The sequence below is a fragment of the Janibacter alkaliphilus genome, assembly GCF_013408565.1.
GTDB classification, from domain to species: Bacteria; Actinomycetota; Actinomycetes; order Actinomycetales; family Dermatophilaceae; genus Janibacter; species Janibacter alkaliphilus.
In genome coordinates, this window is record NZ_JACBZX010000001.1 from 3,282,188 (window position 1) to 3,308,148 (window position 25,961).

At 73.3% G+C, this 25,961-nt stretch carries 31 protein-coding genes and 2 tRNA genes; 16 read left to right on the plus strand and 17 right to left on the minus strand.

Going from position 1 to position 25,961, the window contains the following annotated elements:
- The first annotated feature begins 67 nt into the window (after window positions 1-67).
- Window positions 68-140 (plus strand) — tRNA-Lys (locus BJY28_RS15520).
- 83 nt (window positions 141-223) lie between these two features.
- Here the strand turns inward: BJY28_RS15520 and BJY28_RS15525 are convergent.
- Window positions 224-526, minus strand: a complete 303-nt coding sequence (locus BJY28_RS15525; protein ID WP_179463793.1) for a DUF3618 domain-containing protein — start codon at window positions 524-526, stop codon at window positions 224-226.
- Window positions 527-630: 104 nt separating this feature from the next.
- A complete protein-coding gene (gene bcp / locus BJY28_RS15530; RefSeq protein ID WP_179463794.1) occupies window positions 631-1,101 on the minus strand; it encodes a thioredoxin-dependent thiol peroxidase in 471 nt (156 codons plus the stop codon).
- 171 nt (window positions 1,102-1,272) lie between these two features.
- On the opposite strand from bcp, the gene BJY28_RS15535 reads away from it, so the two are divergent.
- The 5 genes from BJY28_RS15535 (at window position 1,273) to BJY28_RS15555 (ending at window position 3,910) form a co-directional block, all read left to right on the plus strand.
- Window positions 1,273-1,965 carry an energy-coupling factor ABC transporter permease gene (locus tag BJY28_RS15535; protein WP_179463795.1) on the plus strand — a complete coding sequence of 231 codons (693 nt, stop codon included), beginning with the start codon at window positions 1,273-1,275 and terminating at the stop codon, window positions 1,963-1,965.
- A complete protein-coding gene (locus tag BJY28_RS15540; RefSeq protein ID WP_179463796.1) occupies window positions 1,962-2,273 on the plus strand; it encodes a PDGLE domain-containing protein in 312 nt (103 codons plus the stop codon). The genes BJY28_RS15535 and BJY28_RS15540 overlap by 4 nt, the downstream gene beginning before the upstream one ends.
- 55 nt (window positions 2,274-2,328) lie before the next feature.
- A complete protein-coding gene (gene cbiQ, locus BJY28_RS15545; RefSeq protein ID WP_179463797.1) occupies window positions 2,329-3,045 on the plus strand; it encodes a cobalt ECF transporter T component CbiQ in 717 nt (238 codons plus the stop codon).
- Complete coding sequence (locus tag BJY28_RS15550) at window positions 3,042-3,815, plus strand: ATP-binding cassette domain-containing protein (protein WP_179463798.1); 774 nt, start codon at window positions 3,042-3,044, stop codon at window positions 3,813-3,815. Before cbiQ ends, BJY28_RS15550 begins: the two co-directional genes overlap by 4 nt.
- A 13-nt stretch (window positions 3,816-3,828) precedes the next feature.
- Window positions 3,829-3,910 (plus strand) — tRNA-Leu (locus BJY28_RS15555).
- 17 nt (window positions 3,911-3,927) lie between these two features.
- Here BJY28_RS15555 and rdgB read toward each other — a convergent pair.
- Together rdgB and rph are read right to left on the minus strand one after the other, a co-directional pair.
- Window positions 3,928-4,554 carry an RdgB/HAM1 family non-canonical purine NTP pyrophosphatase gene (gene rdgB / locus BJY28_RS15560; protein ID WP_179463799.1) on the minus strand — a complete coding sequence of 209 codons (627 nt, stop codon included), beginning with the start codon at window positions 4,552-4,554 and terminating at the stop codon, window positions 3,928-3,930.
- On the minus strand, window positions 4,554-5,309 hold the full coding sequence (gene rph / locus BJY28_RS15565) for a ribonuclease PH (RefSeq protein WP_179463800.1): 756 nt from the start codon (window positions 5,307-5,309) through the stop codon (window positions 4,554-4,556). Before rph ends, rdgB begins: the two co-directional genes overlap by 1 nt.
- Before the next feature lie 77 nt (window positions 5,310-5,386).
- Here rph and BJY28_RS15570 point away from each other — a divergent pair, with 77 nt between their 5' ends.
- A complete protein-coding gene (locus BJY28_RS15570) occupies window positions 5,387-6,253 on the plus strand; it encodes an alpha/beta fold hydrolase (RefSeq protein ID WP_179463801.1) in 867 nt (288 codons plus the stop codon).
- On the opposite strand, the gene BJY28_RS15575 is transcribed toward BJY28_RS15570, so the two are convergent.
- From BJY28_RS15575 to clpS, 4 genes are all read right to left on the minus strand, one after another.
- Window positions 6,241-7,008, minus strand: coding sequence for an MBL fold metallo-hydrolase (locus BJY28_RS15575; protein ID WP_179463802.1), 768 nt, complete (start codon window positions 7,006-7,008; stop codon window positions 6,241-6,243). The two genes, BJY28_RS15570 and BJY28_RS15575, sit on opposite strands and share 13 nt — an antisense overlap.
- Complete coding sequence (gene murI, locus BJY28_RS15580; RefSeq protein WP_179463803.1) at window positions 7,005-7,811, minus strand: glutamate racemase; 807 nt, start codon at window positions 7,809-7,811, stop codon at window positions 7,005-7,007. Before murI ends, BJY28_RS15575 begins: the two co-directional genes overlap by 4 nt.
- Window positions 7,812-7,883: 72 nt before the next feature.
- On the minus strand, window positions 7,884-8,513 hold the full coding sequence (locus tag BJY28_RS15585) for a DUF2017 domain-containing protein (RefSeq protein WP_179463804.1): 630 nt from the start codon (window positions 8,511-8,513) through the stop codon (window positions 7,884-7,886).
- Window positions 8,513-8,803 (minus strand): ATP-dependent Clp protease adapter ClpS, encoded by a 291-nt coding sequence (clpS, locus tag BJY28_RS16530; protein WP_425485717.1) that lies wholly within the window; start codon window positions 8,801-8,803, stop codon window positions 8,513-8,515. Before clpS ends, BJY28_RS15585 begins: the two co-directional genes overlap by 1 nt.
- Before the next feature lie 24 nt (window positions 8,804-8,827).
- Here clpS and BJY28_RS15590 point away from each other — a divergent pair, with 24 nt between their 5' ends.
- Window positions 8,828-10,165 (plus strand): nicotinate phosphoribosyltransferase, encoded by a 1,338-nt coding sequence (locus tag BJY28_RS15590; protein WP_218913345.1) that lies wholly within the window; start codon window positions 8,828-8,830, stop codon window positions 10,163-10,165.
- A gap of 67 nt (window positions 10,166-10,232) precedes the next feature.
- Window positions 10,233-10,814 carry an isochorismatase family protein gene (locus BJY28_RS15595; protein WP_179463805.1) on the plus strand — a complete coding sequence of 194 codons (582 nt, stop codon included), beginning with the start codon at window positions 10,233-10,235 and terminating at the stop codon, window positions 10,812-10,814.
- A gap of 43 nt (window positions 10,815-10,857) precedes the next feature.
- On the opposite strand, the gene BJY28_RS15600 is transcribed toward BJY28_RS15595, so the two are convergent.
- Both BJY28_RS15600 and BJY28_RS15605 read right to left on the minus strand, forming a co-directional pair.
- Entirely contained in the window at window positions 10,858-11,769 is a 912-nt protein-coding gene (locus BJY28_RS15600; protein WP_179464251.1) for an RDD family protein, read from the minus strand.
- A gap of 53 nt (window positions 11,770-11,822) precedes the next feature.
- A complete protein-coding gene (locus BJY28_RS15605) occupies window positions 11,823-12,026 on the minus strand; it encodes a DUF4177 domain-containing protein (protein ID WP_179463806.1) in 204 nt (67 codons plus the stop codon).
- 157 nt (window positions 12,027-12,183) lie between these two features.
- Between BJY28_RS15605 and BJY28_RS15610 the strand changes: the two genes are divergently transcribed.
- Window positions 12,184-13,581 (plus strand): DASS family sodium-coupled anion symporter, encoded by a 1,398-nt coding sequence (locus BJY28_RS15610; protein ID WP_179464253.1) that lies wholly within the window; start codon window positions 12,184-12,186, stop codon window positions 13,579-13,581.
- A gap of 39 nt (window positions 13,582-13,620) precedes the next feature.
- Here BJY28_RS15610 and BJY28_RS15615 read toward each other — a convergent pair whose 3' ends face one another.
- The gene (locus tag BJY28_RS15615) at window positions 13,621-13,965 is read right to left on the minus strand and encodes a winged helix-turn-helix transcriptional regulator (protein ID WP_343037153.1); all 345 of its coding nucleotides are present in this window, start codon (window positions 13,963-13,965) and stop codon (window positions 13,621-13,623) included.
- Window positions 13,966-14,036: 71 nt separating this feature from the next.
- Between BJY28_RS15615 and BJY28_RS15620 the strand changes: the two genes are divergently transcribed.
- Window positions 14,037-15,044, plus strand: a complete 1,008-nt coding sequence (locus BJY28_RS15620; protein ID WP_179463807.1) for a zinc-binding alcohol dehydrogenase family protein — start codon at window positions 14,037-14,039, stop codon at window positions 15,042-15,044.
- Window positions 15,045-15,105: 61 nt separating this feature from the next.
- Here the strand turns inward: BJY28_RS15620 and BJY28_RS15625 are convergent, their stop codons facing one another.
- Window positions 15,106-16,863, minus strand: coding sequence for a DEAD/DEAH box helicase (locus tag BJY28_RS15625; RefSeq protein WP_179463808.1), 1,758 nt, complete (start codon window positions 16,861-16,863; stop codon window positions 15,106-15,108).
- A 137-nt stretch (window positions 16,864-17,000) separates the two neighbouring features.
- The gene (locus BJY28_RS15630) at window positions 17,001-17,423 is read right to left on the minus strand and encodes a hypothetical protein (RefSeq protein ID WP_179463809.1); all 423 of its coding nucleotides are present in this window, start codon (window positions 17,421-17,423) and stop codon (window positions 17,001-17,003) included.
- A 121-nt stretch (window positions 17,424-17,544) separates the two neighbouring features.
- On the opposite strand from BJY28_RS15630, the gene BJY28_RS15635 reads away from it, so the two are divergent.
- On the plus strand, window positions 17,545-18,150 hold the full coding sequence (locus BJY28_RS15635) for a MerR family transcriptional regulator (RefSeq protein ID WP_179463810.1): 606 nt from the start codon (window positions 17,545-17,547) through the stop codon (window positions 18,148-18,150).
- 225 nt (window positions 18,151-18,375) lie between these two features.
- On the opposite strand, the gene BJY28_RS15640 is transcribed toward BJY28_RS15635, so the two are convergent.
- The gene (locus BJY28_RS15640) at window positions 18,376-18,681 is read right to left on the minus strand and encodes a DUF3039 domain-containing protein (protein WP_179463811.1); all 306 of its coding nucleotides are present in this window, start codon (window positions 18,679-18,681) and stop codon (window positions 18,376-18,378) included.
- 55 nt (window positions 18,682-18,736) lie between these two features.
- Between BJY28_RS15640 and BJY28_RS15645 the strand changes: the two genes are divergently transcribed.
- The 4 genes from BJY28_RS15645 (at window position 18,737) to BJY28_RS15660 (ending at window position 22,855) form a co-directional block, all read left to right on the plus strand.
- The gene (locus tag BJY28_RS15645) at window positions 18,737-19,297 is read left to right on the plus strand and encodes a PadR family transcriptional regulator (RefSeq protein ID WP_179463812.1); all 561 of its coding nucleotides are present in this window, start codon (window positions 18,737-18,739) and stop codon (window positions 19,295-19,297) included.
- A 273-nt stretch (window positions 19,298-19,570) separates the two neighbouring features.
- Window positions 19,571-21,601 (plus strand): FAD-dependent oxidoreductase, encoded by a 2,031-nt coding sequence (locus BJY28_RS15650; protein ID WP_179463813.1) that lies wholly within the window; start codon window positions 19,571-19,573, stop codon window positions 21,599-21,601.
- Between the two features lie 97 nt (window positions 21,602-21,698).
- Window positions 21,699-22,091: a nuclear transport factor 2 family protein gene (locus BJY28_RS15655; RefSeq protein WP_179463814.1), complete on the plus strand. Its 393-nt coding sequence runs from the start codon at window positions 21,699-21,701 to the stop codon at window positions 22,089-22,091.
- Window positions 22,092-22,096: 5 nt separating this feature from the next.
- Window positions 22,097-22,855: an SGNH/GDSL hydrolase family protein gene (locus tag BJY28_RS15660; RefSeq protein ID WP_179463815.1), complete on the plus strand. Its 759-nt coding sequence runs from the start codon at window positions 22,097-22,099 to the stop codon at window positions 22,853-22,855.
- Here BJY28_RS15660 and BJY28_RS15665 read toward each other — a convergent pair.
- The 3 genes from BJY28_RS15665 to BJY28_RS15675 all read right to left on the minus strand — a co-directional run bounded on the left by BJY28_RS15665 (window position 22,848) and on the right by BJY28_RS15675 (window position 25,945).
- Window positions 22,848-23,405 (minus strand): YqgE/AlgH family protein, encoded by a 558-nt coding sequence (locus BJY28_RS15665; RefSeq protein WP_179463816.1) that lies wholly within the window; start codon window positions 23,403-23,405, stop codon window positions 22,848-22,850. The two genes, BJY28_RS15660 and BJY28_RS15665, sit on opposite strands and share 8 nt — an antisense overlap.
- 9 nt (window positions 23,406-23,414) lie before the next feature.
- Window positions 23,415-25,379, minus strand: coding sequence for a DEAD/DEAH box helicase (locus BJY28_RS15670; RefSeq protein ID WP_179463817.1), 1,965 nt, complete (start codon window positions 25,377-25,379; stop codon window positions 23,415-23,417).
- A 101-nt stretch (window positions 25,380-25,480) separates the two neighbouring features.
- Window positions 25,481-25,945, minus strand: coding sequence for a VanZ family protein (locus BJY28_RS15675; protein ID WP_179463818.1), 465 nt, complete (start codon window positions 25,943-25,945; stop codon window positions 25,481-25,483).
- Between the last annotated feature and the right edge of the window lie 16 nt (window positions 25,946-25,961).

Sequence of the window (25,961 nt, forward strand, 5' to 3'; positions counted from 1 at the left end):
GACCGACGATGGTGGCCGGGAACCGATTTCGGTCCCAGGCCCGGCCGGTGCTAATGTCTCCCTTCGCGCGCCAATAGCTCAATTGGCAGAGCAGCTGACTCTTAATCAGCGGGTTCGGGGTTCGAGTCCCTGTTGGCGCACCGCACGAGAACGACTGCACGAGGAAGGGCCCCGAGAACATCTCGGGGCCCTTCCTCGTGCGCCGCGGGCACCGCGGGTCGGCTCACCAGGAGCGGCGTGCCCGCTGCCGGGCCCACTTGCGCTCGCGGCGGCGGGAGTTGAGCACGACGAGCAGCACGACCCCGGCGACCGCAGCGCCGGCGGCGACGAAGATGTCGGTGCGCAGCTCGCCCTTGTCGTCGTGGGTGGCGTCGTAGAAGCCCTTCTTGGCGGCCTCGGTCTGGCGGGCGACGACGTTCTTCGGCGCGGCGCGCACCGTCAGCTCGTCGATCGTCGTGGCCAGCCGGTCACGGGCCTCCGTGATGTCGTTCTCGAGCTTCAGCTCGCTGGGGGCCTTCTCACTCATGCGGGATTCCGTCCTTCGGTCGGTGCCAGGTCTGATGGTGCCAGGTCTGATGCGGTGGCGTCAGGCGTTGCCGGATCGGTCGCTACCGGGTCGCCGAGTGCTGCTCATCCGATGCCCAGGTCGCGGCGGACCCGGGCCACGTGGCCGGTCGCCTTGACGTTGTAGAGGGCGTGGGTGACGACGCCGTCCTCTCCGACAACGATCGTCGAGCGGATGACGCCCTCGACGACCTTGCCGTACAGCTTCTTCTCACCATAGGCGCCCCACGCGGTCATCACCGCCTTGTCCGGGTCGGACAGCAGCATGATGCTCAGCCCGTCGCGCTCGCGGAAGCGGGCCAGCTTCTCCGGGTCGTCCGGGGAGATCCCGACGACCTCGGTGCCGGCCTCCTTCAGGTCCTCCAGGGACTCGCTGAAGTCGCACGCCTGGGTGGTGCACCCCGGGGTCATCGCCGCCGGGTAGAAGTAGACGATCACCCGGCGTCCGCGCAGGTCGCTCAGGCTGATCTGCTGGCCGGTGTCGTCGGTCAGGGTGAAGTCGGGGGCGGTGTCCCCCGGCTGCAGTCGCTCGGTCACGCATCCTCCCGAGAGCCGTCGTGGCTGGTCATGGTCCCGGACAACCTATCCCAGCGGGCACCCACGTGCCGGGCCGACGCGCGTCACGCCGATCACGCTGCGGCACCGGTCCGGTACCTGTTGCGACACTGTTGCATCTGTCATGCTGCCGGAGGACGACAGGAGAAGCCCATGCACGTACCCGACGGATTCCTCGACGGCCCGACATCGGTCGCCACCGGCGTGATCGCCGTGGCCGGGGTGGGCGCCGCGCTGTGGCGCACCCGCGGACGCCTCGACGAGCCCACCGCCCCGCTGGCGGGACTCGTGGCCGCCTTCGTCTTCGCCGCGCAGATGATCAACTTCCCGGTCGCCGGCGGCACCTCGGGCCACCTTCTCGGCGGCGCGCTGGCGGCCGTGCTCGTCGGACCGTGGATGGCCACGCTCTGCCTCGCCGCCGTGCTCGTCGTGCAGACCCTGCTCTTCGCGGACGGTGGGGTGTCGGCCATGGGTACCAACGTGACCCTCTTCGCGGTGGTCGGCGTCTGGGTGGGCTGGGGCGTCTTCGTCGCCTGCCGGTCGGTGCTGCCCCGTCGTGCCTCGTCGGTATCCGTCTCGGCGGCCGTCGCGGCCTTCGTCTCGGTCCCGGCCACGGCCGCGGTCTTCGCGCTGCTCTTCCAGGTCGGCGGTGCCGCCCCGGTGCCGTTGGACACGTTGATGGCGGCGATGCTGTCCTGGCACGCCCTCATCGGGATCGGTGAGGCCGTGATCACCTTCCTCGTGGTCTCGGCGGTGATGGCCACCCGACCCGACCTCGTGCACGGCGCCGAAGGTCGTCGTCCCGAGGCAGCACCCCGACGGGCCGCGACGGAGGCCACCCGATGAGCCGGCCCACGATGTCGCTGCGGACCTTCCTCGTCGGCGCCCTGGTGGTCACCCTCGCCGTCGCCGGGGTGGTGAGCTTCTACGCCTCCGGCCACCCGGACGGCCTCGAGCACGTCGCCGAGTCGCTGGGCTTCGCCGACAGTGCCCAGGACGGCGCCAACAGCGAGTCACCGCTGGCCGACTACGGTACCAGCGGCGTGGAGAACGAGCGGCTCTCCGGCGGTATCGCCGGGGTGGTCGGCGTGCTCGTCGTCGGTCTGCTCGTGCTCGGCGTCGCCCGGGTGCTGGGCCGGCGCGGCCGCGACTGACGTGGGCCGAGCGCACCCCGCCGGCCACGGGCTCACCTGGCGGGGGTCCTCCCCGGTGCACCGGGCGCCCGCGCACGTCAAGGTCCTGGCGATGCTGCTCTTCGTCGTCGCCGTCGTCGCCACCCCCCGGGAGGAGGTGTGGGCCTTCGGAGGCCACCTGGTCGTGCTGCTGCTCGCGGTGGGCTGGTCCGGGGTCCCGCTGCGCCACCTCCTGCCGCGGATGGCGGTCGAGATCCCGTTCGTGTGCTTCGCGCTGCTCATGCCTCTGGTGGCCACCGGCCCGCGCGTCGACGTCGGACCGCTGAGCCTCTCCGAGCCCGGCCTGTGGGGGGCATGGGCGATCCTGGCCAAGGCCACCCTGGGCACCCTCGCCTCGGTGCTGCTGGCCTCCACCACCGAGCCGGCGGACATCGTCGAGGGCCTGGCCCGGCTCCGGGTGCCCGGTCAGCTCGTGCAGATCATCTCCTTCATGATCCGGTACGCCGCCGTGGTCGGTGGCCAGCTGCGGCAGATGCGGATCGCCCGCCAGTCGCGCGGCTTCGTCGGGCGCTCCTGGCGCTCCTGGTCAGCCCTGTCCGGCACCCTCGGCGCGCTCTTCGTGCGCTCCTACGAGAGGGGCGAACGGGTGCATCTGTCCATGCTGTCGCGCGGGTACACCGGGCGCGGCACGACCCGGGCGGTCGACGCGGTCCCCGGGGGCGTGTGGGCGGGCGCACTGGTGCTCCCGGCCGCGGCCCTCATCGTGCTGCTCGCGGCGAGGGCTCCGCTGTGAGCGAGCCGGTCGTGGAGGTCTCCGCCCTCGAGCACCGCTACCCGGACGGCCACCTCGCGCTCGGCGGAGTCGACCTGCGGGTCGCCCGGGGTGAGCGCGTCGCGCTGCTCGGACCCAACGGGGCCGGCAAGACCACGCTGGTGCTGCACCTCAACGGCATCCTCACCGCCGCCTCCGGGACGGTGCACATCTCCGGCCTGCCGGTCGCTCGCCCCCATCTGCAGCAGATCCGCCGACGGGTCGGCATCGTCTTCCAGGACCCCGACGACCAGCTCTTCATGCCGACGGTCGCCGACGACGTCGCCTTCGGCCCGCGCAACCTCGGTCTCTCCGAGCCCGAGGTGCAGCACCGGGTGACCGAGGCGCTGGCGGCGGTCGGGATGACCGAGGTCCGCGCCCAGGCGCCGCACCATCTCAGCTTCGGTCAGAAGCGCCGGGTGGCCGTGGCAACGGTGCTGGCGATGGAACCGGAGATCCTCGTCCTCGACGAACCCAGCAGCAACCTCGACCCGGCCTCCAGGCGCGAGCTGGCCGAGGTCGTCGAGCGGCTCGGCATCACGGTGCTCATGGTCACCCACGACCTGCCCTACGCGCTGGAGCTCTGCGAGCGGGCGGTGGTGCTCTCCGAGGGTGCGGTCGTGGCTGACGGCGCCACCAGGGACGTCCTCGGCGACGCCGACCTGATGCGCGCGCACCGGCTCGAGCTGCCCTACGGCTTCGACCCCCGCTCGGTACCGGGCCGGCGCGGAGCAGCGCCCCCGCCCGCCTAGACTCGGCCCCCGAGCCGGAGTGGTGGAACTGGCAGACACGTCAGGTTTAGGTCCTGGTGCCCTCGGGTGTGCGGGTTCGAGTCCCGCCTCCGGCACCCATGACCAGCGCGGCTCAGACCAGCGTCTGCAGGTGCGGCACCATCGCCCGGAAGGCACGGCCCCGGTGGCTGATCGCGTTCTTCTCCTCGTCGCTGTGCTCCGCCAGGGTGCGCTGCCGCCCCTCAGGCACGAAGACCGGGTCGTAGCCGAAACCGTTCTCCCCCGCGGGGGCACCGCCGATGACCCCGTCCAGGCGCCCTTCGACCACCACCGGCTCCTCCCCCGGGGCGACCAGTGCGGCGGCGCAGCGGAAGGCCCCGCCGCGGTGCGCGTCCGGGACGTCGGCCAGCTGATCGAGCAGCAGCTGCAGGTTGCGGGCGTCCTTCTCCGCGCGGGAGAGCTCCGCCCCGCCGTGCCGCCCGGACCAGCGCGCCGAGAAGATGCCGGGGCTGCCGCCGAGCACGTCGACGGACAGCCCGCTGTCGTCGGCGAGCGCGGGCAGTCCGGTGGCCGCGGCCACGGCAGCCGCCTTGAGGGTGGCGTTGCCGGCGAAGCTGACCTCGGTCTCGGCGACGTCGGCCACCTCGGGGAAGGCGGACATCGTCAGCACCTCGAGGTCGAGCCCGGCCCCGCCGAGGATCTGCTGCAGCTCGTGCACCTTGTGCTCGTTGTGCGTGGCCAGCACGACCTGCCGCGGCATCAGCGCACCCGCTCCCGCGCGGTCTGGGCCAGCGCCTCGTGCTGGCGGCGGGTGAGCTCGGCGCACCCGGTCTCGGCGAGGCCGAGCAGGGTGTCCAGCTCGCCGCGGCCGAAGGGGGTCCCCTCGGCGGTGCCCTGCACCTCGACGTACTGACCGTCGCCGGTCATGACGACGTTCATGTCGGTGCCGGCGGTCGAGTCCTCGGGGTAGTCCAGGTCGCAGACCGCGCGCCCGTCGACGATGCCGACCGAGACCGCGGCCACCGAGCCGGTGAGCGGCTGCGCGTCGGCCGTGATGAGGCCGCGCGCCCGGGCGTCCTCGACGGCGTCGACGAGGGCGACGTAGGCGCCGGTGATCGAGGCGGTGCGGGTGCCGCCGTCGGCCTGCAGCACGTCGCAGTCGACGACGATGGTGTTCTCGCCGAGGGCCTTGGTGTCGATGACCGCGCGCAGCGCCCGACCGATGAGCCGGCTGATCTCGTGGGTGCGGCCACCGACCTTGCCCTTGCGGGCCTCCCGGTCGGAGCGGGTGTTCGTGCTGCGCGGCAGCATCTCGTACTCCGAGGTGACCCAGCCGGTGCCCCTGCCCTTGAGCCAGCGCGGCACCCCTTCGGTGAAGGAGGCGGCGCACAGCACCCGGGTGCGGCCGAACTCGACGAGCACGCTGCCCTCGGCGTGGTCGAGCCAGTTGCGGGTGATCCGCACCTCCCGCAGGTCCTCGGGGGTGCGGCCGTCGTGTCGCGGGGTGTCTGTCATGCGCTCCAGGGTAGTGGCGCCACACATGAAGTGACCCTCTGGTAACTATCGCTCGGGCGACCTCTAGGCTGCCGCCCGTGCAGATCCTCTCCGACCTCCAGCTGCCCGGCGGTACCCGCACGAGCATCCAGGGCGCCGCGGCCGACGACGACGGCTCCCCGGTCCTGCTGCTGCTGCCGGCGATGGGGGTCGCCGCCGGCTACTACGGCCCCTTCATCGACGCGCTGGCCGCCGAGGGCGTGACCGCCGCGGTCGTCGACTACCCGGGTCAGGGCGAGAGCCGGCCGGTCGTCGGGAGACGGCACGACTACGGCTACGGGGCGCTGGCGACCGCCTGGCTGGACGCCGCCGCGCAGGCCCTGGCCGAGACCTTCCCCGGCCGACCCGTCGTGCTGGCCGGGCACAGCCTCGGCGGGCAGGTGCTGCTCACCCGACTGGCCCGACGCAGCACCGAGGTCGTCGGCGCGGTCCTCATCGGCTCCGGGTCGCCCTACTGGCGGGCGCAGCCGTCGCCGCTGACGATCCTCGTGCAGACCCAGACGATGGCCGCGGTCACCGCGCTGCTGCGCTACTGGCCCGGGCACCGGATCGGCTTCGGAGGACGCCAGCCGCGCACCCTCGTCGCCGAGTGGGCCCGCTTCGCCCGCTCCGGGGTGCTCGCGCCCGACGGCGCTGCCGTCGAGCCCCGGCTCGTCGACGTCCAGGTGCCGCTGCTGGCCATCGACCTGGACAACGACGAGCTCGCCCCGCCGGGCAGCGTGGACCACCTGGTGAGCAAGCTGCCGCGGGCGAGCGTGGATCGCTGGCGCTTCCGCAAGGACGACGGGGCCCCGGGCCGCCCGGTGGACCACTACTCCTTCGCCCGCAGCCCGCAGGGGCTGGTGGAGAAGGTGGCCGGCTGGGTGCGCGCGCTCGACCAGCCGGGCGCTGCTCAGACCTCGTAGACCGCGTCGGGCTGGGCGAGCTCGACCTCGCCGGGCCAGACCTGGTCGGCCTCGGCGTGGCACTCCCCCGGCGCGTTCCACGCCGGGATGTGGGTGAGCATGAGCCGCTGCACCCCGCCGGCGGCCACCGCCGCCTCGGCAGCGCGACGCCCGGTGAGGTGGATCCCGCGGATGGTGTCGCGGCCCTCGACGAAGGCGGAGTCGGTCAGCGCCAGGTGCGCCCCGGTCAGCAGCGGCGCCAGCGCGTCGCAGGAGTCGGTGTCGCCGGTGTAGGCCAGCACCCGACCCTGCGCCTCGACCCGGAAGCCGTAGGCCTCCACCGGGTGGTGCACGAGGTAGGGGGTGATGACGAAGGGGCCGACCCGCACCGGCTCCCGGTCGGTGATCTCGTGGTAGTCGAAGACCGCGTCGGTGCCCGGCTCCTCGATCGACTCGTAGGCCGCGTCGATCCGCTGCCGCGCCCCGGCCGGGGCGTGCACCGGCAGCCGGTGCCGGGGCCGCCCGGTCGGCCGGTACTGCCGGGTGACGTAGAGCCCGAGCAGGTCGATGCAGTGGTCCGGGTGCAGGTGCGTGAGCAGCACCGCGTCCAGCTCGACCGGGTCGATGTGCCGCTGCAGCGCGCCCAGCGCGCCGCTGCCGAGGTCCAGCAGCACCCGCCAGGTGCGGCCCTCGTGCTCGGTGGTGACGAGGTAGCTCGAGGCCGGCGAGGACGGGCCGGCGAAGGAGCCGGAGCAGCCGACGACGGTGAGTCTCACGCGGCCCCTCCCATGTTGCCGAAGACGTCCGCCACCTCGGGCCCGAGGAAGCGCCTGGCCAGCACGCGGAACTGCTCCGGGTCGCCGGTGGTGGTGAAGCCGTGGCTCGGCACCGGCAACGACTCCGGGCGCAGCAGCCCACGGTCGGCAAGCACACGGTAGACGTCCTTGGCCGTCTCCTCGGCGGACGAGACGAGCGTCACCCCGTCACCCATGACGTAGGAGATGGCCCCGGTCAGCAACGGGTAGTGGGTGCAGCCGAGGACGAGGGTGTCGACGTCGTCCTCGCGCAGCGGGTCGAGGTACTCGTGCGCGACCCGCAGCACCTCGGGGCCGGAGGTGTGCCCGGCCTCGACGAGCTCGACGAAGCGGGGGCACGGCCGGCTGGCGACGTGCAGGTGCGGGGCGGCGGCGAAGGCGTCGAGGTAGGCCCGGGACTGGTGGGTGCCGCGGGTGGAGATGACCCCGATCCGGTGGTTGCGGGTGGCCAGCACGGCACGGCGGACTGCCGGGCGGATGACCTCGATCACCGGCACGTCGTAGCGCTCCCGGGCGTCGTGCAGCACGGCCGCGCTGGCGGTGTTGCAGGCGATGACCAGCAGCTTCACGCCGTGCTCGACGAGCCGGTCGAGGCACTCCAGCGCGAACCGGCGGGTCTCGGCGATCGGGCGCGGGCCGTAGGGGGCGCGGGCGGTGTCGCCGAGGTAGGCGATCGACTCGTGCGGCAGCTGGTCGATGACGGACCGGGCGACGGTCAGACCTCCGAAGCCGGAGTCGAAGATGCCGATGGGTGAGTCGACCACGCCGGACACCCTAGATCGGCCGGGCCCCGGCAGCCGCACCGGAGGCCGCGTGGCGAGCGCCACGCCTCGCGCTCAGCCGGCCATCAGCGCCTGGGTGAGCGACTCCTGCAGCCAGGTGACGAAGTCGTAGACGGCCAGCACGAAGAGCGCCGGGTCGTCCTCGTCGAGCTCGTCGACCGCCTGCTCCAGCCGCTCGGCGTCCTCGTCGGTGCGCAGCCCGAGGCGCTCGCCCATGACCAGGCGCAGGTCGGTGAGCGCGACGAGCACCGCCGGCGCCTGGGCCCGGGTCAGCCGCAGCTCGTCGCCCTCGACCGCGTCCAGCGCGGCGACGGCGGCGGTGAGGTTGTCGTGCTTGCGGCGCCGCAGCCCCTGCTCGGTGAACCGGCGGAACTCGGCGGCCTCCTGCTCGTCCTCCCGGTTGCCGGCCGGGAAGAGCCGGTCCAGGGCGGGGTCGCGGTCGGCGTCCAGGCCGAAGCCGCGACCGGGCAGGGCGTCCTCGGCGGTCTCCGGGGCGGCGGTGGAGAGCTCGCCGAGGCCGGCGACGATGGCCTCGAAGGGGTCGTCCGAGCCGGCACCCTCCGGGCGCTCGGCGGGCTGGACGAGGCCGCGTACCTGCTCGAGCAGGCCGCGCAGCACGGCCCGCTCCTGCTCGTCGAGCAGGGCGACGAGCAGGTCGCCGTCGGGCTGGAAGGCGCGGGCCATCAGCTGTCCTTCTGGTAGGTCGCCCACAGGCCGTAGCCCTGCAGCGCCTCGGTGTCGGACTCCATCTGCTCCTTGGGCCCGGTGGAGACGACCGCCCGCCCCTTGTGGTGGACGTCCATCATGAGCCGCTCGGCGTGCTCCGTGGGGTAGCCGAAGTGGGTCTGGAAGACCCAGGTCACGTAGGACATGAGGTTCACCGGGTCGTTCCAGACGAGGGTGATCCACGGGACGTCGAGATCCTCCGTGGCCGAGATCTCCTCGGTGGTCTGCTCGGCGGGCGCGATGGACACGGCCCCCACCCTAGAGTGGCCCGGGTGAGCGACGGACCCGGAGCACCCCACGGCCGGTCGAGCAGCAGCGCGCTGCACACCGACCACTACGAGCTGACCATGCTGCAGGCGGCGCTGCGCTCCGGCACGGCCTCGCGGCGGTGCGTCTTCGAGACCTTCGCCCGGCGGCTGCCGGCCGGGCGGCGCTACGGCGTGGTCGCCGGCACCGGGCGGCTGCTGGAGGCCATCGAGCGGTTCCGCTTCGGCGACGCCGAGATCGCCGACCTGCGCGAGCGCGGTGTCGTCGACGAGGACACCCTGGACTTCCTCGCCGGCTACCGCTTCGACGGGGACATCTGGGGCTACGCCGAGGGCGAGACGTACTTCCCCTACTCCCCTGTGCTCGTCGTGGAGTCCGACTTCGCCCACGGGGTGATCCTCGAGACGCTGATCCTCTCGATCCTCAACCACGACTCCGCGGTCGCCTCAGCGGCCTCCCGGATGACCGGGGCCGCCGGCACCCGGCCGTGCATCGAGATGGGCTCGCGGCGCACCCACGACGAGGCCGCGGTGGCCGCGGCCCGGGCGGCCTACGTGGCCGGCTTCGCCACCACCTCCAACCTCGAGGCCGGGCGCCGGCACGGGGTGCCCACCAGCGGCACCTCGGCGCACGCCTTCACCCTGCTGCACGACTCGGAGCGGGAGGCCTTCGCCGCCCAGGTGGCCGCCTTCGGACCGGGGACCACGCTGCTGGTGGACACCTACGACGTCACCCAGGGGGTGCAGACCGCGGTCGAGGTGGCCGGCACCGGGCTGGGCGGGGTCCGCCTGGACTCCGGGGACCTCGTCGTGCAGGCCCGGGAGGTGCGCGAGCAGCTGGACGGTCTCGGCGCCACGGACACCCGGATCGTCGTCACCTCCGACCTGGACGAGCACGCCATCGCCGCGCTGGCCGCGGCGCCGGTCGACGGCTACGGGGTCGGCACCCGGGTGGTCACCGGCTCGGGGCACCCGACGGCCTCGATGGTCTACAAGCTCGTCGCCCGCGAGGACGCGCAGGGTCGGATGATGGGCGTCGCCAAGAAGAGCCAGGACAAGCAGTCCGTCGGCGGGCGCAAGTACGCGCTGAGGCGGCGCAACCTCAACGGGATCGCCGAGGCCGAGGTGCTCGGCATCGGTGAGCCGCCGCAGGGGGACGACGACGACCGGGACATGCTCGTGCCGCTGGTGCGCGAGGGGGTCGTCCTCACCGGCGAGCACGCCACCCTGGACGGGGCACGGGCCCGGCACGAGGCCTCTGTGGCCGAGCTGCCGCGCAGCGCCCACCAGCTGAGCCAGGGCGAGCCGGCGATCGAGACGACCTTCCTCACCGACACCCCCTGACCTCATCGTCGCCCTTGAGCGCTGAGGACGGGTGTCGCCGGGCGGGGCACGGCGCTACGGTCGGGGCATGAGCCGCGCGCTGGTCCTCGTCGACATCCAGAACGACTTCTGCGAAGGGGGCTCGATGGGCGTCGACGGCGGCGCCGAGGTCGCCCGCCGCGCGGCCGAGCTCGTGCAGGGCGACGCGGCCGGCGAGCGCCGCTACGCCGCGGTGGTCGCCACCGCGGACTGGCACATCGACCCCGGGAGCCACTGGGCGGCGCCCAGCGACGAGCCCGACTTCGCCACCTCCTGGCCGGTGCACTGCAAGGTGGGCACCCTCGGCAGCGACTTCCACGGCAACCTCTCCCCGGCGATGCCGCTGATCGACGCGATCTTCCGCAAGGGCGAGTACGAGGCGGCCTACAGCGGCTTCGAGGGCCGCACCGAGGACGGTGAGGGGCTGGCGACCTGGCTGCGAGCGAAGGGGGTCGACAGCCTCGACGTGTGCGGGATCGCCACCGACTACTGCGTGCGGGCCACGGTGCTCGACGGGGTGCGCGAGGGCTTCGCGGTGACCGTCCTCGACGAGCTCGTCGCCGGGGTGGCCCCTGGCAGCACCGAGACGGCGTGGGCGGAGATGGCCGAGGCGGGCGCGCAGCGGGCCTGAGGCCGGCAGCGGTCTGTCTGGCTCAACCAGCGGTCCCACGGACTCAACGGCGGGTCTGCACGACCACCGTGCCGGCGATCTTGTCGTGCCAGGCCTGCCGCTTGGCGTCGCGCAGCGGCCAGATGAGGTCGAGCACGTAGACCGGCAGGGCGATCCAGCTGATGAGCGGCAGCGCCACCGCCAGCGGCAGCAGGGTGCGCATGAAGCCGGCCCCGACCCCGGGTGGTCCCGGGGTGTCGACCTTGCGGACACGCAGGCCGACGGCCAGCTTGCCGACGCCGCCGCCCTTCAGCCCGACCATGAGCGAGTGGTAGAGGGCGAAGATCACCAGCGAGATGCCGAGGTAGGCGACGTACCAGCCCCAGTCGTAGAAGCCCATGACCTCCTCGACGGTCAGCCCCTCGAGCGCCTGCGGGTCGTTGTTCGTCGCCGCCTCGAGGACGAAGTCGATGTAGTCACGCATCGCCAGGAAGAGCGCCCACCCGCCGAGCAGCAGGTTGAGCAGCCCGACGACCAACCCGTCGAGCAGGTAGGCCGCGATCCGCAGGCCATAGCTGGCCAGCGGCTGCCCGTCCGCGGTGGTCGCCTCGGTGCCGCCTGCCTGAGCGGGCGCGTGCGGCTGCTGGCCGGGCACGTAGTACTGCAGCGGGCCACCCTGCCCCGGATGTCCCGGCTGACCGGGCGCGCTGCCCGGAAGACCCGGCGAGCCGGCCTGCCCCGACGTCGACCCCGCCTGCGGCGGCTGGCCGTGGCCCGGCTGCCCCTGGGCGCCGGTCGGTCGCCCGTAGACGTCCGTGCCGCCCGCGGGTGCGCTCGGCGCGGCCGGCTGCTCCGGGGCGCGGCGCTCCACCCGCTTCGGCACCCGGCGCTCGCTCCAGACGATGCCGTCGAAGTAGCGCAGCTGCTCGGGGTCGTCGGGGTCGTCGTACCAGCCGGGGGCGGTGGGGCTCTGCATGCGCTCAGGATGTCAAAGCCCGGGCCCGGTCGCCCGAGGGGCCGCCCGGTGGGTCAGCCGACGGGACGTTCGAAGGTGACCAGCACCCCTTCGGTGCCGCCCGGACCGATCCGACCCTTGACCTCGACGGACGTCACGGCCTTGAGCTGCCACCCCGCCTTCGCGTGCTCGTTGAGCACGTCCTCGAGCTTGCCGGCGGACATCTTGCCGCCGATGAGCCCCTCGCGGATCTGGACGACCTTGTACTCGTATCGCATGCCTGCACCGTAGGCCGCGCACGCGACCCTGGCTATCTACTACGGTGTGTAGCAGTCAGGTCCCGGGGACGGACCCGGCCGCCCCCACCGAGAGGACACCGGCGTGAGCACGCAGGAGACCGGCGCGAGACGTTCGCTGCTGTGGAAGCTGGGCCTCATGGTCCTCGTGGCCGTGGTGATCGCCGTGGTCCCGGCCCCCGACGGGGTCGAGCCGCGCGGCATGCCGATGCTCGGCATCTTCGTGGCGACCATCCTCGGGCTCATCCTGCAGCCGCTGCCGACCCCGTCGATCTCGCTGATCGGCCTGGCGGCCGCGATGATCACCGGGACGATGAGCGTCGAGGACGGCGAGGCGCTCAGCGGCTTCTCCTCCGCGACGGTGCTGCTCATCGTCGCCGCCTTCTTCATCGCCGACGGCTTCCTGCTCACCGGCCTGGGCCGTCGGGTGGCGCTGCACTTCGTCTCGCGGGTGGGCCGCTCGCCGCTGGGCATCGCCTACGGGATGGCCGCCACCGACCTCGTGCTCGCCCCGGCGACGCCGTCGAACACCGCCCGCGCCGGCGGGGTGATCTACCCGATCATCCGCTCGATCGCCGAGGTGCAGGGCTCGACCCCGGAGACCGACGAGTCCCGCCGGCGGCTGGGCTCCTACCTGACCTTCACCGCGGCCCACGTCAACGTCATCACCAGCGCGATGTTTGTCACCGCGATGGCCGGCAACCCGGTGGCCCAGGACGCGGCCGCGGAGATGGGCATCGACATCTCCTGGGGCGACTGGGCGCTCGCGGCGATCGTGCCGGGGCTGCTCAGCCTGCTCGCGGTGCCGTGGGTGATGAGCCGGCTCTACGGCCCGAGCGTCACCGAGACCCGGGAGGCGCCGCAGATGGCCCGCGACGAGCTCGCCTCGATGGGCCGGATGTCCCGCGGCGAGATCGTCATGGCCGCGACCTTCGTGCTGCTGCTGCTCATGTGGGTGCTCGGCGAGACCCTCGGGATCAACGCCACCGCGGCCGCCTTCGTCGGTATCGCGGTGCTGCTGCTGACCGGGGTGCTCACCTGGCAGGACATGGCCCGCAACGCCTCGGCGTGGAACACCCTGATCTTCTTCGCGGTGCTCGTCGGGATGGCCGGCCACCTCAACGACCTCGGGGTCATCGGCTGGATCGGCGACGGGGTGTCCTCGCTGGTCGGCGGCATGCCGTGGCTGCTCGCCTTCGCGATCCTCACGCTCGTCTACTTCTACGTGCACTACCTCTTCGCCTCGAACACCGCGCAGATCGTCGCGATGTACGCCGTCTTCCTCGCCGCCGCGGTCGCCGCCGGCGCGCCACCGATGTTCGCCGCGCTGGTGCTCGGCTTCATCGGCAACCTCTTCGGGGCGCTGTCGCACTACGCCTCCGGCCCGTCGGCGGTCATCTACGGCTCGGGCTACGTCAAGGTCGACGAGTGGTTCAAGGTGGCGTTGGTGATGTCGGTGGTCATCATCGCGATCTGGACGACCACCGGCGGCGCCTGGATGGCGCTGCTGGGGATGTGGGAGGGCGCCGGCGGCTGAGCCTGCGGCCGGCCGGGGCGTCCGGCTGGGCTGTCCGGCTCAGCCGGGCAGGGCGTTGGCCTCCACCCACAGACGAAGGTCGGCCAGCGGCACCGCGGCACCACGCCCGAGGTCGGTCAGCTCGTACTCCACCCGCGGCGGCACCTCCGGGTAGGGGGTGCGGGTCAGCAGGCCCTGCTCCTCGAGGCGACGCAGGGTCTGCGAGAGCACCTTGGGACTGACCCCCTCGAGCCGGGCGCGCAGCTGCCCGAACCGGCGCGGACCGTCCTCGAGGGCGCCGATCGCCAGCGCGCTCCACTTGTTGGCGAGCAGGTCCAGCAGGTCCCGGCAGGGGCACATGGCGGCATAGACGTCCCGGGTGGCGCAGGTATCGGCGGAGCTCACCCTGCAACAGTACCCGTGGGGTACCAGGTGGCCTTGACGGTAACCACGACCCGGCAGGAACCATCAGGGGCATGACCACCACGCCAGCCATCGGCTACCGCGAGAACCTCCCGATCAGCGACCCGGCCGCCCTCGTCGACACCGACGTCAAGGTCCCCGACCCCGACGATCACGACCTGCTGGTCGAGGTGCAGGCCGTCTCCGTCAACCCCGTCGACGTCAAGCTGCGAGCCGGCGCCCCCACGTCCGAGCTGCGCACCCTGGGCTTCGATGCCGCCGGCACCGTGGTCGCCACCGGGCCGGCGGTGACCCTCTTCCGGCCCGGGGACGAGGTGTACTACGCCGGCAGCATCGCCCGCCCGGGCAGCAACCAGCGCCTGCACCTCGTCGACGAGCGGATCACCGGCCGCAAGCCGGCCACGCTCTCCTTCGCCGATGCCGCCTCGCTGCCCCTGGTGTCCCTCACGGCGTGGGAGTGCCTCCTCGACCGGCTGGCGCTGACGCCCGGCTCCTCCGGCTCCGTGCTCGTCGTCGGCGCCACCGGCGGCGTCGGCGCGCTCGTGCTGCAGCTCGCCGAGGCGCTGCTCCCCGGCGTCACGGTGGTCGCCACGGCCTCCTCGCCCGAGCGGGCCGCCTGGGCCCGCGAGCTGGGCGCGGAGCACACGGTCGACCACCGGGGCGACCTCGCCACCCAGGTCCTCGACCTCGTCCCGGACGGCGTCGACCGGGTGGTGACCGCCCACTCCGAGGGCCAGATCCCGGTCTACGCCGAGATCGTGCGGCCCTTCGGCCAGATCGTCGCGATCGACGACGGCGAGCGGGACGTCTCACCCCTGAAGGCGAAGAGCATCGCCTGGCACTGGGAGCTGATGTTCACCCGGGCGCTGCACCAGACCGATGACCTGCGTGCCCAGCACGACATCCTCGACGAGGTCGCCAGCCTGGTCGAGGCCGGGCGCGTGCGACCGACCGTCTCCCGGCGGCTGGGGCCGATCTCCGCCGCGACCCTGCGCGAGGCGCACGAGCTCGTCGAGACGGGTCGCACCCTCGGCAAGGTGGTGGTGCACGGCTGGCCGTGACGAGACCCGCGACTCAGGGGCGCGGGCCATGGCGACGCCGTCGTCTCCCGCCCCGGTCGGCTCAGCGGCGACCGACGAACCAGCGCCGGATCCGCTCGATCCGCTCGGTGACCTGCTCGCTGCTCGCCTGGGCGAGCTCGGGGCCGCCGCAGGCGCGGCGCAGGTCCATGTGCACGTTGGCGTGCGGGGCACCGGTCTTGCTGGCGTAGGCCGAGACGAGCTTGTTGAGCTCCTTGCGCTGCGCCGCCAGGGCCCGGTGCGCCGAGACCGGCTGCTCGGCCGGGCGCTGCCGCGAGGTGCGCCGGGACTGCTTGCTCTGGTGCTCGGTGAGCAGCGCGCTGACCTGGTCCGGCTCGAGCAGCCCGGGCAGCCCGAGGTAGTCGCCCTCGTCGTCGCTGCCGGTCTCGGCGTGCAGCCCGAACTGCTGCTTGTCGTAGAGGACGTGGTCGAAGTGGGCGTCGGACTCCAGCGCCTCGAAGCTGCCCTCGAGGTCATCGCTGGCGCTCTCGCTGCGGTTCGCCGCGGCGAGCATCCCCTCCTCCTCGGACCACAGCGGCGCCTCGTCCTCGGCCGCCTCGGGACGGTCCAGGGCGTGGTCGCGCTGCTCCTCCATGTTGCCAGCGTGCGCCAGCACCACCGGCACGCTGGGCAGGAAGACCGAGGCGGTCTCGCCGCGGCGCCGGGCCCGCACGAAGCGGCCGACCGCCTGGGCGAAGAAGAGCGGGGTCGAGGTGGAGGTGGCGTAGACCCCGACGCACAGCCGCGGCACGTCGACCCCTTCGGAGACCATCCGGACCGCGACGAGCCAGCGCGAGGTGCCGGCGGCGAACTGCTCGATCCGCTCCGAGGCGCCGCCGTCGTCGGAGAGCACGACGGTCGGCTTCTCCCCGGTGATCTCGGTGAGCACGCGGGCGTAGGCGCGGGCATGGGTCTGGTTGCTGGCGATGACCATCGCACCGGCGTCCTCGACGTGCCGCCGCACCTCGGTCAGCCGCTTGTCCGCGGCGGCGAGGACCGACGGGACCCACTCCCCCTTCGGGTCCAGCGCGGTGCGCCACGCCTGGGCGGTGATGTCCTTGGTCATCGGCTCGCCGAGCCGGGCGGCGACCTCGTCCCCGGCCCGGGTGCGCCAGCGCATCGCGCCGCCGTAGGCCATGAAGAGCACCGGCCGGACGACCCCGTCGCGCAGCGCCTCGGCGTACCCGTAGGTGTAGTCGCTGGCGCTGCGCAGGATCCCGTCGTCGCCGTACTCGTAGCCGACGAAGGGGATCGGGTTGGTGTCCGAGCGGAAGGGGGTCCCGGTGAGCGCGAGGCGGCGGACCGCCGGCTCGAAGGCCTGGCGGATGGCGTCGCCCCAGGACTTGTTGTCGCCGCCGTGGTGGATCTCGTCGAGGATGACCAGGGTGCGCTCGGCCCGGGTGCGGCTCTCGTGCACCGCCGGCCGCGAGGCGACCTGGGCGTAGGTGACCGCCACCCCGTCGTAGTCGCGGGAGGTGACCGCGGTGGTGTTGGAGAAGCGCGGGTCGAGGTGGATGCCGACCCGACCGGCCGCGTCGGCCCACTGGGTCTTGAGGTGCTCGGTCGGGGCGACCACGGTCACGCCGGTGATCTCCCCCTTCGACAGCAGCTCGGCGGCGACCCGCAGGGCGAAGGTGGTCTTGCCGGCGCCCGGGGTGGCGACCGCGAGGAAGTCGCGCCGGTCCTCGCCGAGGTAGCGCTCCAGGGCCTCGGCCTGCCAGGCGCGCAGCGCCCCGGCGGTACCCCAGGCGGCCCGCCGGGGGAAGGCGGGCGAGAGGTGCGAGGCGGCGGACTGGCTCATGTCGGCGTCCACGATAAGCGCTGGCACCGACCACCTTCGAGTCCGACCCCGCCCGGTGGCCGACAGTCCTAGGACTGTCGCCGCCGACCGCGCGCGCGGCCGGTCCGTGAGGACAGTCCTAGGACGGTCCGGACCGGCTACGCGGCCCGACCTGCGTCGCGGGCGAGGATCCCGGGGCGCCGCAGGAAGAGCAGCAGCACGGCGATGCTCACCGCGTCGAAGGTGAGCGCCACCGGGCTGACGTCCTCGCGCACCTGTGGCCTGGCGAGGGTCAGCCCGAGGAAGACCCCCTTGGCGAGGACGGCCGCCAGGACGACCGGGCGTCGGACGTCCGGCCGCACCGCCGCCCAGACCAGCGCCCCGCCGAGGACGAGCTGCAGCGCACCGCGGTGCTGCAGCAGCGTCGTCGTCACGGCGTCCGGGTCCACGACGCCGTAGGAGGCCAGCTGGTCCGGGGCGACCAGGGCGAGAGCCGGGGTCGCGGTGAGCAGGCCGATGAGGGCCAGCGCCCCGGTGGTCAGCGGGCTGTCGGCCGGACGGGACGTGGCGAAGGGGGCCATGCGTCGATTATGAGTAGTACGCTACGCATAGTTAACAACGTGTTGTGTGCTGTCTATCCTGGGTCCGTCAACCGCCACGTCCCCGCCCGTCCGCATCACCAGGAGGTACCGACCTGTGCGCATGGCCGAGCTGAGCGACCGTTCCGGGGTGGCCGCCCCGACGATCCGCTACTACATCCGCGAGGGGCTGGTGCCGGCCGGCGAGGCAACCGCCCGGAACCAGGCCGTCTACGACGAGGGGCACGTCGGCGCCCTTCGCCTGGCCCGGGCGCTGGTGGAGCTCGGCGGGCTGTCCATCGTCCAGGCGCGCACGGTGATCGACCACCTCGCCGCCCCGGACGCCGACCGGGTCACCGGCCTGGGGAAGGTGCAGTACGCGCTCACCCCCTCCCCCGGCACTGCCCCCGAGGCCGCTCGCGAGCGGGTCGGCGAGCTGCTCGCGCGGCTCGGCTGGCAGGTACGCCCGGACAACCCGGCGGCGACGTCGCTGGCCCAGGCCATCGGCGACCTCGGGGAGATCGGCGTCGTCGTGGATGACGAGCTGCTGGAGGCCTACGCCGCAGCGGCCAGGACGGCGGCCGAGGCGGACGTGGCCCGGCTCGCGGGGCGGGAGGCCGGGAGCGCCGCGGTGTCGGTGGTGGCCCTGGACGTGCTCGGCGACCGCGCCATCTCCGCGCTGCGGCGCCTGGCCCAGGAGGACCGGCTCACCCACGCTTCTGACGACTGAGACCCCGCGGCAGGAACGTCGACAGTCCTAGGACTGTCGTCCTGGACCGCGCGCGCGGGCGGTCCACGGGGACAGTCCTAGGACTGTCCGGCGGAGCTCAGGGGCCGGCCGGTTGTCAGTGAGCTGATGTGGTCGCCTCGATCCGACGCGAGCCGACCAGATGCGCTCACTTGCGCCCGGCAGCTCAGATGGCCCAGCCGTCAGACCACCCCGAGGACGACGGGGTCAGTCCTCGCCGTCCTGCGGGTCGCGCAGGCCGTCGTAGATCTCCTTGCAGATCGGGCAGACCGGGAACTTCTCCGGGTCACGGCCCGGTACCCAGGTCTTGCCGCAGAGCGCCTTGACCGGCTCGCCGGAGAGCGCCGACTCGAGGATCTTCTCCTTGCGCACGTAGTGCGAGAAGCGCTCCCGGTCGCCGGGCTCGACCTCCTGGGTCTCCGGCTCGGTCCGCTCCAGAAGGGCGGTGGAGGTGCCCGGCTCGCCCGGCTCCGGGTCGAGGCCAGGGGTGCTCGGCGACAGCGGCTCGGTCATGGCGCCACGGTACGCCCGAGCGTCGACGAAGGGCGACCTCACCTACCCTTCGCTCATGGCCCTGCGTCACGCGATCCTCGCCTCCCTGCTCGACGGGGACGCCTCCGGCTACGACCTGGCCAAGCGTTTCGACGTCTCCGTCGCCAACTACTGGACGGCCACCCCGCAGCAGCTCTACCGGGAGCTGGACGCGATGGCCGGCGACGGTCTGGTCGCCGCCGAGGTGGTGCCGCAGCAGGGCAAGCCGGACAAGCGGGTCTTCTCGCTCACCGGCGCGGGGCGCGAGGCGCTGGCCGCCTTCGTCGCCTCGACGCCGCGGGCGAGCGCGATCCGGGACGAGCTCCTCGTGCAGGTGGAGGCGGTCGACGCCGGCGACCCGACGGGGCTCGTGCAGACCCTGGAGCAGCGGATGGAGCAGTCGCAGACCAAGCTGGACCGCTACCTGCGCCGCCGCGAGCGGATGCTGGCCGGGCGCACCGAGGAGCAGCTGCTCACCGGTGAGGGTCGGGTCGGTCCGTACCTTACGCTGGAGCGCGGCATCGCCTTCGAGCGGGACAACCTGGCGTGGATGGACCGAGCCCTGACCGCCCTGCGCCCCCGCGCCGGGCGCTCGTGACCTAGCCCGACCGCCGTCATTTGCCCGGGCAGCTGCGCAGGGGGCGCAATCTGCCTGGGCAGTTGCGCAGGAGGGCGCAATGTGCCCGGGCAGCTGCGCAGAGGGGCGCAATTTACCCGGGCAGTTGCGCAGAGGGGCGCAATTTACCCGGGCAGCTGCGGAAGCGGTGGACAGGGGCGGGCGGTGCGGGCTAGTTTATAGTCAACAAAGTTACTAGTAACCGTGTTGACCATGCCCGGCTCCCCCGCGGCACCCGACGACGTGAGGCCACCGATGTCCGCACCTGCCTACCCGCACCTGCTCTCCCCGCTGGAGCTGCCCGGCGGGGTGACCCTGCCCAACCGCGTCCTCATGGGGTCGATGCACGTCGGGCTTGAGGAGGCCCCGCAGGGCTTCGAGCGGATGGCCGCCTTCTACGCCGAGCGCGCCCGCGGCGGCGTCGGGCTCATCGTCACCGGCGGCATCGCCCCCAACCCCGAGGGTCGACCGGCCCCGGGCGGGGCGATGCTCGTCGACGAGGACGGGGTGGCCGAGCACCGCCTCATCACCGACGCGGTCCACGCCGAGGGCGGACGGATCGCCATGCAGATCCTGCACTTCGGCCGCTACGGCCACCACGAGGACCTCGTCGCCCCCTCCCCGCTGCAGGCCCCGATCTCTGCGCACGTGCCGCACGAGCTCACCAGCGAGCAGGTCGAGGCGACCATCGCCGACTTCGTCCGCTGCGCCCGCCTGGCCCAGCAGGCCGGCTACGACGGCGTCGAGATCATGGGCTCCGAGGGCTACCTCATCAACGAGTTCGTCGCCCCGGCCACCAACCACCGCACCGACGCCTGGGGCGGCTCCTTCGAGGCGCGCAGCCGCTTCCCCGTCGAGATCGTCCGGCAGGTCCGCGAGGCCGTCGGCGAGGACTTCATCGTCGTCTACCGGCTCTCCATGCTCGACCTCGTGCCGGACGGCTCCACCGAGGACGAGGTCGTCGCGCTGGCCCACCTCGTCGAGCAGGCCGGGGCGAGCATCATCAACACCGGCATCGGCTGGCACGAGGCCCGCATCCCGACGATCGCCACCTCGGTCCCCCGCGGCGCCTACACCTGGGTGACCCAGCGCCTCATGGGACAGGTCTCGGTACCCCTGGTCGCGGTCAACCGGATCAACACCCCCGAGCTCGCCGAGGAGGTGCTCGCCACCGGGGCCGCGGACATGGTCTCGCTGGCCCGCCCCTTCCTCGCCGACCCGGCGTTCGTGCGCAAGGCCGCCGACGGCCGGCCCGACCTCATCAACACGTGCATCGGCTGCAACCAGGCCTGCCTGGACCACACCTTCTCGCTGAAGATCACCTCCTGCCTGGTCAACCCGCGCGCCTGCCACGAGACCGAGATCCCGCTCGAGCCGACCACCCGCACCAAGCGGATCGCCGTCGTCGGCGCCGGACCGGCCGGCCTGGCCACCGCGGTCACCGCTGCCGAGCGCGGCCACGAGGTCACCCTCTTCGACGCCGCCGACGACATCGGTGGCCAGCTCAACGTCGCCGTCCAGGTGCCTGGCAAGTCCGAGTTCCACGAGACCATGCGCTACTTCCGCACCCGCCTGGCCGAGGAAGGGGTGAGCGTCAAGCTCGGCGCCCCGGTCACCGCGGACGACCTGACCGACGCCGGCTACGACGAGGTGGTCGTGGCCACCGGGGTCCAGCCGCGGGTGCCGGAGATCGACGGCGTGGACGAGGCGAAGGTCGTCGGCTACCTCGACGTGCTCCGCGACAAGGTCGAGGTCGGCCGGCGGGTGGCCGTGCTCGGCGCCGGCGGCATCGGCTTCGACGTCGCCGAGTACCTCACCGCGCCGGCCACCGACGCCTCCCGGGACGTCGCCGCCTTCGCCGACGCCTGGGGCATCGACCGTGACTACCGCGACCGCGGCGGGCTCACCACGGCCGACCCGCAGAGCTCCGGGCGCGAGGTCACGCTGCTGCAGCGCAAGGAGACGAAGGTGGGCGCCGGGCTCGGCAAGACCACCGGCTGGATCCACCGCACCGAGCTGCGCCACCGCGGGGTCCGGATGGTGCCCGGGGTGAGCTACCGACGGATCGACGAGGACGGGCTGCACATCACCCTCGACGGCGACGACCAGCTGCTCGAGGTGGACACCGTCGTGCTGTGCACCGGCCAGGAGAGCGAGCGCAGCCTGCACGACGAGCTGCAGGCGCGCGGGGTCAGCAGCCATCTCATCGGCGGCGCCGACGTGGCCGCCGAGCTGGACGCAAAGCGCGCCATCGACCAGGGCACCCGCCTGGCCGCCGGTCTCTGAGACCGGCGACCGCCGGAGACCCGTCCGAGCACCGTCACCCCCCCTTCACCACGACACGAGCACCACGACTGAGCACCACGACACCAGGAGCACGAGCATGCTGGCTTTCCGCGAGGTCATCGAGGCCCACGACCCCACCCGCATCGCCGACACCCTGGCCGAGGGCGTCGTCTTCACCAGCCCGGTGGGCTTCCGCCCGTACCCGGGCAAGGCGCTGACCACGGCCATCCTGCAGAACGTCATGGAGGTCTTCGACGACTTCCGCTACATCCGCGAGATCGGCGCCGACGGCGACGCCGACCGCAGCCTGGTCTTCGAGGCGAGCATCCACGGCAAGCAGCTCACCGGGTGCGACTTCCTGCACCTCGACGAGGACGGTAAGATCGACGACTTCATGGTCATGGTCCGGCCGCTGAGCGCCGCGAAGGCCCTGGCCGAGGAGATGTCCGCCCGCTTCCCGCGGATCCAGGAGCAGGCGAGCGCCCGGTGATCGGGATGAGCGGGAGCGCCGCCACCCGCTACGTCGCCCTGGGCGACAGCATCACCGAAGGGGTCGGCGACGACCCGCACGCCGACGGGACGCCGCGGGGCTGGGCCGACCGGCTGGCCGAGCTCATGGCCGCCCACGGACCGGTCGGCTACGCCAACCTCGCCGTCCGCGGTCGGCGGACCCGCGAGGTGGTCGAGACCCAGCTGGAGACGGCGGCCGCGGCTGCCCCGACGATCGCGACGGTCAGTGCCGGGGTCAACGACCTGCTGTGCCCGCGCCTCGACCTCGACGCGCTGGCTGCCGATCTCGCGCTCATCGCGGCCCGGCTCACCGGAGTCGGCGCCCAGGTGCTCTTCGTGCCCCTGCCCGCGGTCGAGCGGGTCACCCCGCTGGGTCACCTGCTGCGCCCCCGACGGGAGGCTCTCAACACGATCCTGGCCGACCTGGCGCAGCGCGACGGCGTCGTCGCGCTGCCGCCCACGGAGGGAACGATCTTCGAGCAGAAGGTGGCCTGGTCGCCGGACAAGCTGCACCTGTCCGCGGTCGGTCACGAGGCGCTGGCCCGCGAGGCCGCCGAGGCGCTGGGACTCGTCGTGGATCCGTGGATCGAGCTGACCCCCGCGCCGTCCGGGCCCGCCGGTCTGCGCGCCGAGGCCCGCTGGGTCGTCCGGGAGGCCGGACCCTGGGTCGGTCGCCGGCTCACCGGTCGCTCCTCCGGCGACGGGCGCTCGGCCAAGCGCCCGGAGCTGACGCCGGTCAGTTGAGCGCCGGGTCCTCCGGGTAGGTCGAGACCCACGCCAGCGACCCGGTCTGCCGGCGCAGCACCCGCCGCCACAGCGTCTCCGGGTGCTCGTCGAAGACGTCCCCGACCTCGGCCTCGACGACGAACCAGCCGTTGCGGGCGCGCTCGTCGTCCAGCTGCTCGGATGACCAGCCGGAGTAGCCGGCGAAGATCCGCAGCGCGCTGATCTCGGGCCAGACGAGGTCCTGGGGGGCGTCCAGGTCGACGAGGCCGATCGCCCCGAAGAGCCGCTTGATCCCCAGCGGCGGGTCGCCGTCCCCGGGGCAGCCGACGAGCCCGACCGCGGAGTCGAGCTGCACCGGGCCACCCTGGAAGACCCGCTGCGGCGCGGTGGCGCCGGACTGCCACCCGGGCAGCACGTCGTCCACCTCGGCGTCGACCGGCTTGTTGAGGATGACCCCTTCGGCGGTGCGCTCGTCGTGCTGCAGCACGAGGACGACGCTCCGCTCGAAGAGACCGTCGGACAGGTCCGGGGTGGCGACGAGGAGCTGACCCGCGAGCGAGTTCTCCATAGGAGGACTCTAGGCCGAGCGGTCCCGGTCTCGCGGCCCCCCGTCGCGCGAACCACCGTCGCGGCGGCCGCCGCCGTCACGACGACCACCACCGCGACGCTCGTCGTCGCGACGCCCGCCGCCGCGGCGCTCACCGCCCCGGTGGCCGCCACGGCGCTCGTCCGGGCCGCGACGCCCGCGCTGGGGTGCGCCCTTCGGCCCGCGGGTGCCGCCGTGGCGCCGGCCCCGGGCCGGCTCGACCATCGCCCGGAAGTCGGACTCGGAGATCGCCTCGCCGGAGGGCTCGGTGGCGCCGGTGGCCGCGATGACGTCGTCGCCGGGGGCCGCCTTTGTCGGACGCTCCTCCAGCCCTGCCGCCTCGGCCATCCGGGTGGCCTCCCGCTTCTGGTGCGGCAGCACCAGGGTGACCACCGCGCCCTGCTCCCCCGCGCGAGCGGTGCGACCGGCCCGGTGCAGGTAGTCCTTGTGGTCGGCCGGCGGGTCGGCCTGGAGGACGAGCGAGACGTCGTCGACGTGGATGCCGCGGGCGGCGACGTCGGTCGCCACGAGCACCGGGATGGTGCCGCTGCGGAAGGCGCCGATGACCTTGTTGCGCACGGACTGGGTGAGGCCGCCGTGCAGCGCCGCCGCGGCCACCCCGGCCTCGCGCAGCTCCCGGGCGACCCGGTCGGCGCCGAGCTTGGTGCGCACGAAGACGACCGTGCGGCCGGGTCGTGACGCGATCTGGGCGGTGAGCTTCTTCTTGTGCTGCGGGTCGATGACCAGCAGGTGGTGGCTCATCGTGTCGACGCTGGCCGCGGCCTCGTCGGTGGAGTGGGTGACCGGGTCGGTGAGGTAGGTCTCGACGAGGTCGCCGACGCCCTGGTCCAGGGTCGCCGAGAAGAGCAGCCGCTGGCCCTCGCCGCAGGCGTCCAGCGCGCGGGTGACGTCGGGCAGGAAGCCCATGTCGGCCATGTGGTCGGCCTCGTCGAGGACGGCCACCTCGACGTCCTCGAGGGTCAGCGCCTCGCGGTCGAGCAGGTCGATGAGGCGCCCCGGGGTGGCGATGAGCAGGTCGACGCCCTTGTCCAGGGCGGCGGTCTGCCCGGTGTAGCTCAGGCCCCCGGCGACGAGCTTGTGCCGCAGGCCGAGGACATGCACCAGCGGCTCGAGGGAGTCGCTGACCTGCATCGCGAGCTCGCGGGTGGGCACGAGCACCAGGGCGCGCGGGCGCCGGCTGCGGGCCCGTCCGCCAGCGAGGCGGGAGAGGACCGGCAGGCCGAAGGCGAGGGTCTTGCCGGAGCCGGTCCGGCCCCGGCCGAGAACGTCGCGGCCGGCCAGGGCGTCCGGGATCGCCGCGCCCTGGATGGCGAAGGGGGTGGTGATCCCGTCGCGGGCGAGGCGCTCGACGAGGATGTCCGGCAGGCCGAGCGCGGCGAAGCCGTTGTCCTCGGCGATCTCGACCGGTCCGGTCAGGGAGCTGCGGGAGGCGCTGACCCAGGTGTCCGCCTCGCGGCGCGCGGCCTCGGCGTCCTGGATCGTCGGGCGCTCGGGGGCGGTGCGGCGCGGACGGTCGTCACGGCGGGGACGGTCGTCACGGCGCCACTCGTCCCGACGGGGCCGGTCATCCCGACGGGGACGGTCGTCGCGGTAGGGCTGGTCGTCACGGCGCGGCCGGTCGTCACGACGGGGTCGGTCGCCCTTCGGGCCCTCGCTGCGGGCGGGACGGTCGTCGCGGCGCGGCCGGTCCTCCCGACGCCACTCCTTCCGACGGGGTCGGTCGTCGCGGCGCGGCCGCTCGTCCCGTCGCGAGTCCTGACGGTGCGGCCGGTCGTCACGCCGGGGCTTCTCGGCGCGCGAACCACGCTCTCCCCCGGAGGACTCCGGCCGACGGCCGCGGTGGCCGGAGCCGCCCGGACCCTTCTTCGCCTGGGCCTTCTTGGCGGCGCTCCAGCGCGCCTTCTTGCCGTCCTTCTTCTTCGGCTGCTTGGGCACGGTGGCCCCTCTCGTGGTGCTCGGTAGACACGTCTCCGGGGCGCCACGGAGGCAAGGATTGCGGGACGAGTCTCAGGTGCGCGGGGCACCCGGTGGGCCGGTCAGTGATCTCCGCCGGCATCGCCCCGGTCGAGCGGTCGGTCGGCGTCGTCGCCGAGGGCAGGCGCCGGTGGCGCAGGCTCGTCCGGGGAGAAGCACCATGCTACCAGCGCGGCGGCGACGGCCAGTCCGGCGAGATCGGCGAGCACGTCCCACGGGTCACCGCTGCGCCCGGGCAACCAGGTGAGCTGGACCACCTCGCTGACCGGCGCGTGCACCGCCAGCACGAGCAGCAGCAGCCCCCAGCGCAGCCGTGCAGCGCCGGCGAGCACGACCGGCAGGGCGAAGATCGCCGCGTGCACGAGCTTGTCGGCGTGCGGCAGGATCTCGGGCCCGGGCGGACCCGGCTCGTAGAGGTAGAGCGCCCACAGCTGCGCCAGCACCGCAAGGACGGTCGCGGCCACGAGGAGGCGACGAGGCCGGGCGCGCGCACCGGTCCCGGTGGGCGAGGTGGAGGCGGTGGGCATCGCGCCAGCGAAGCAC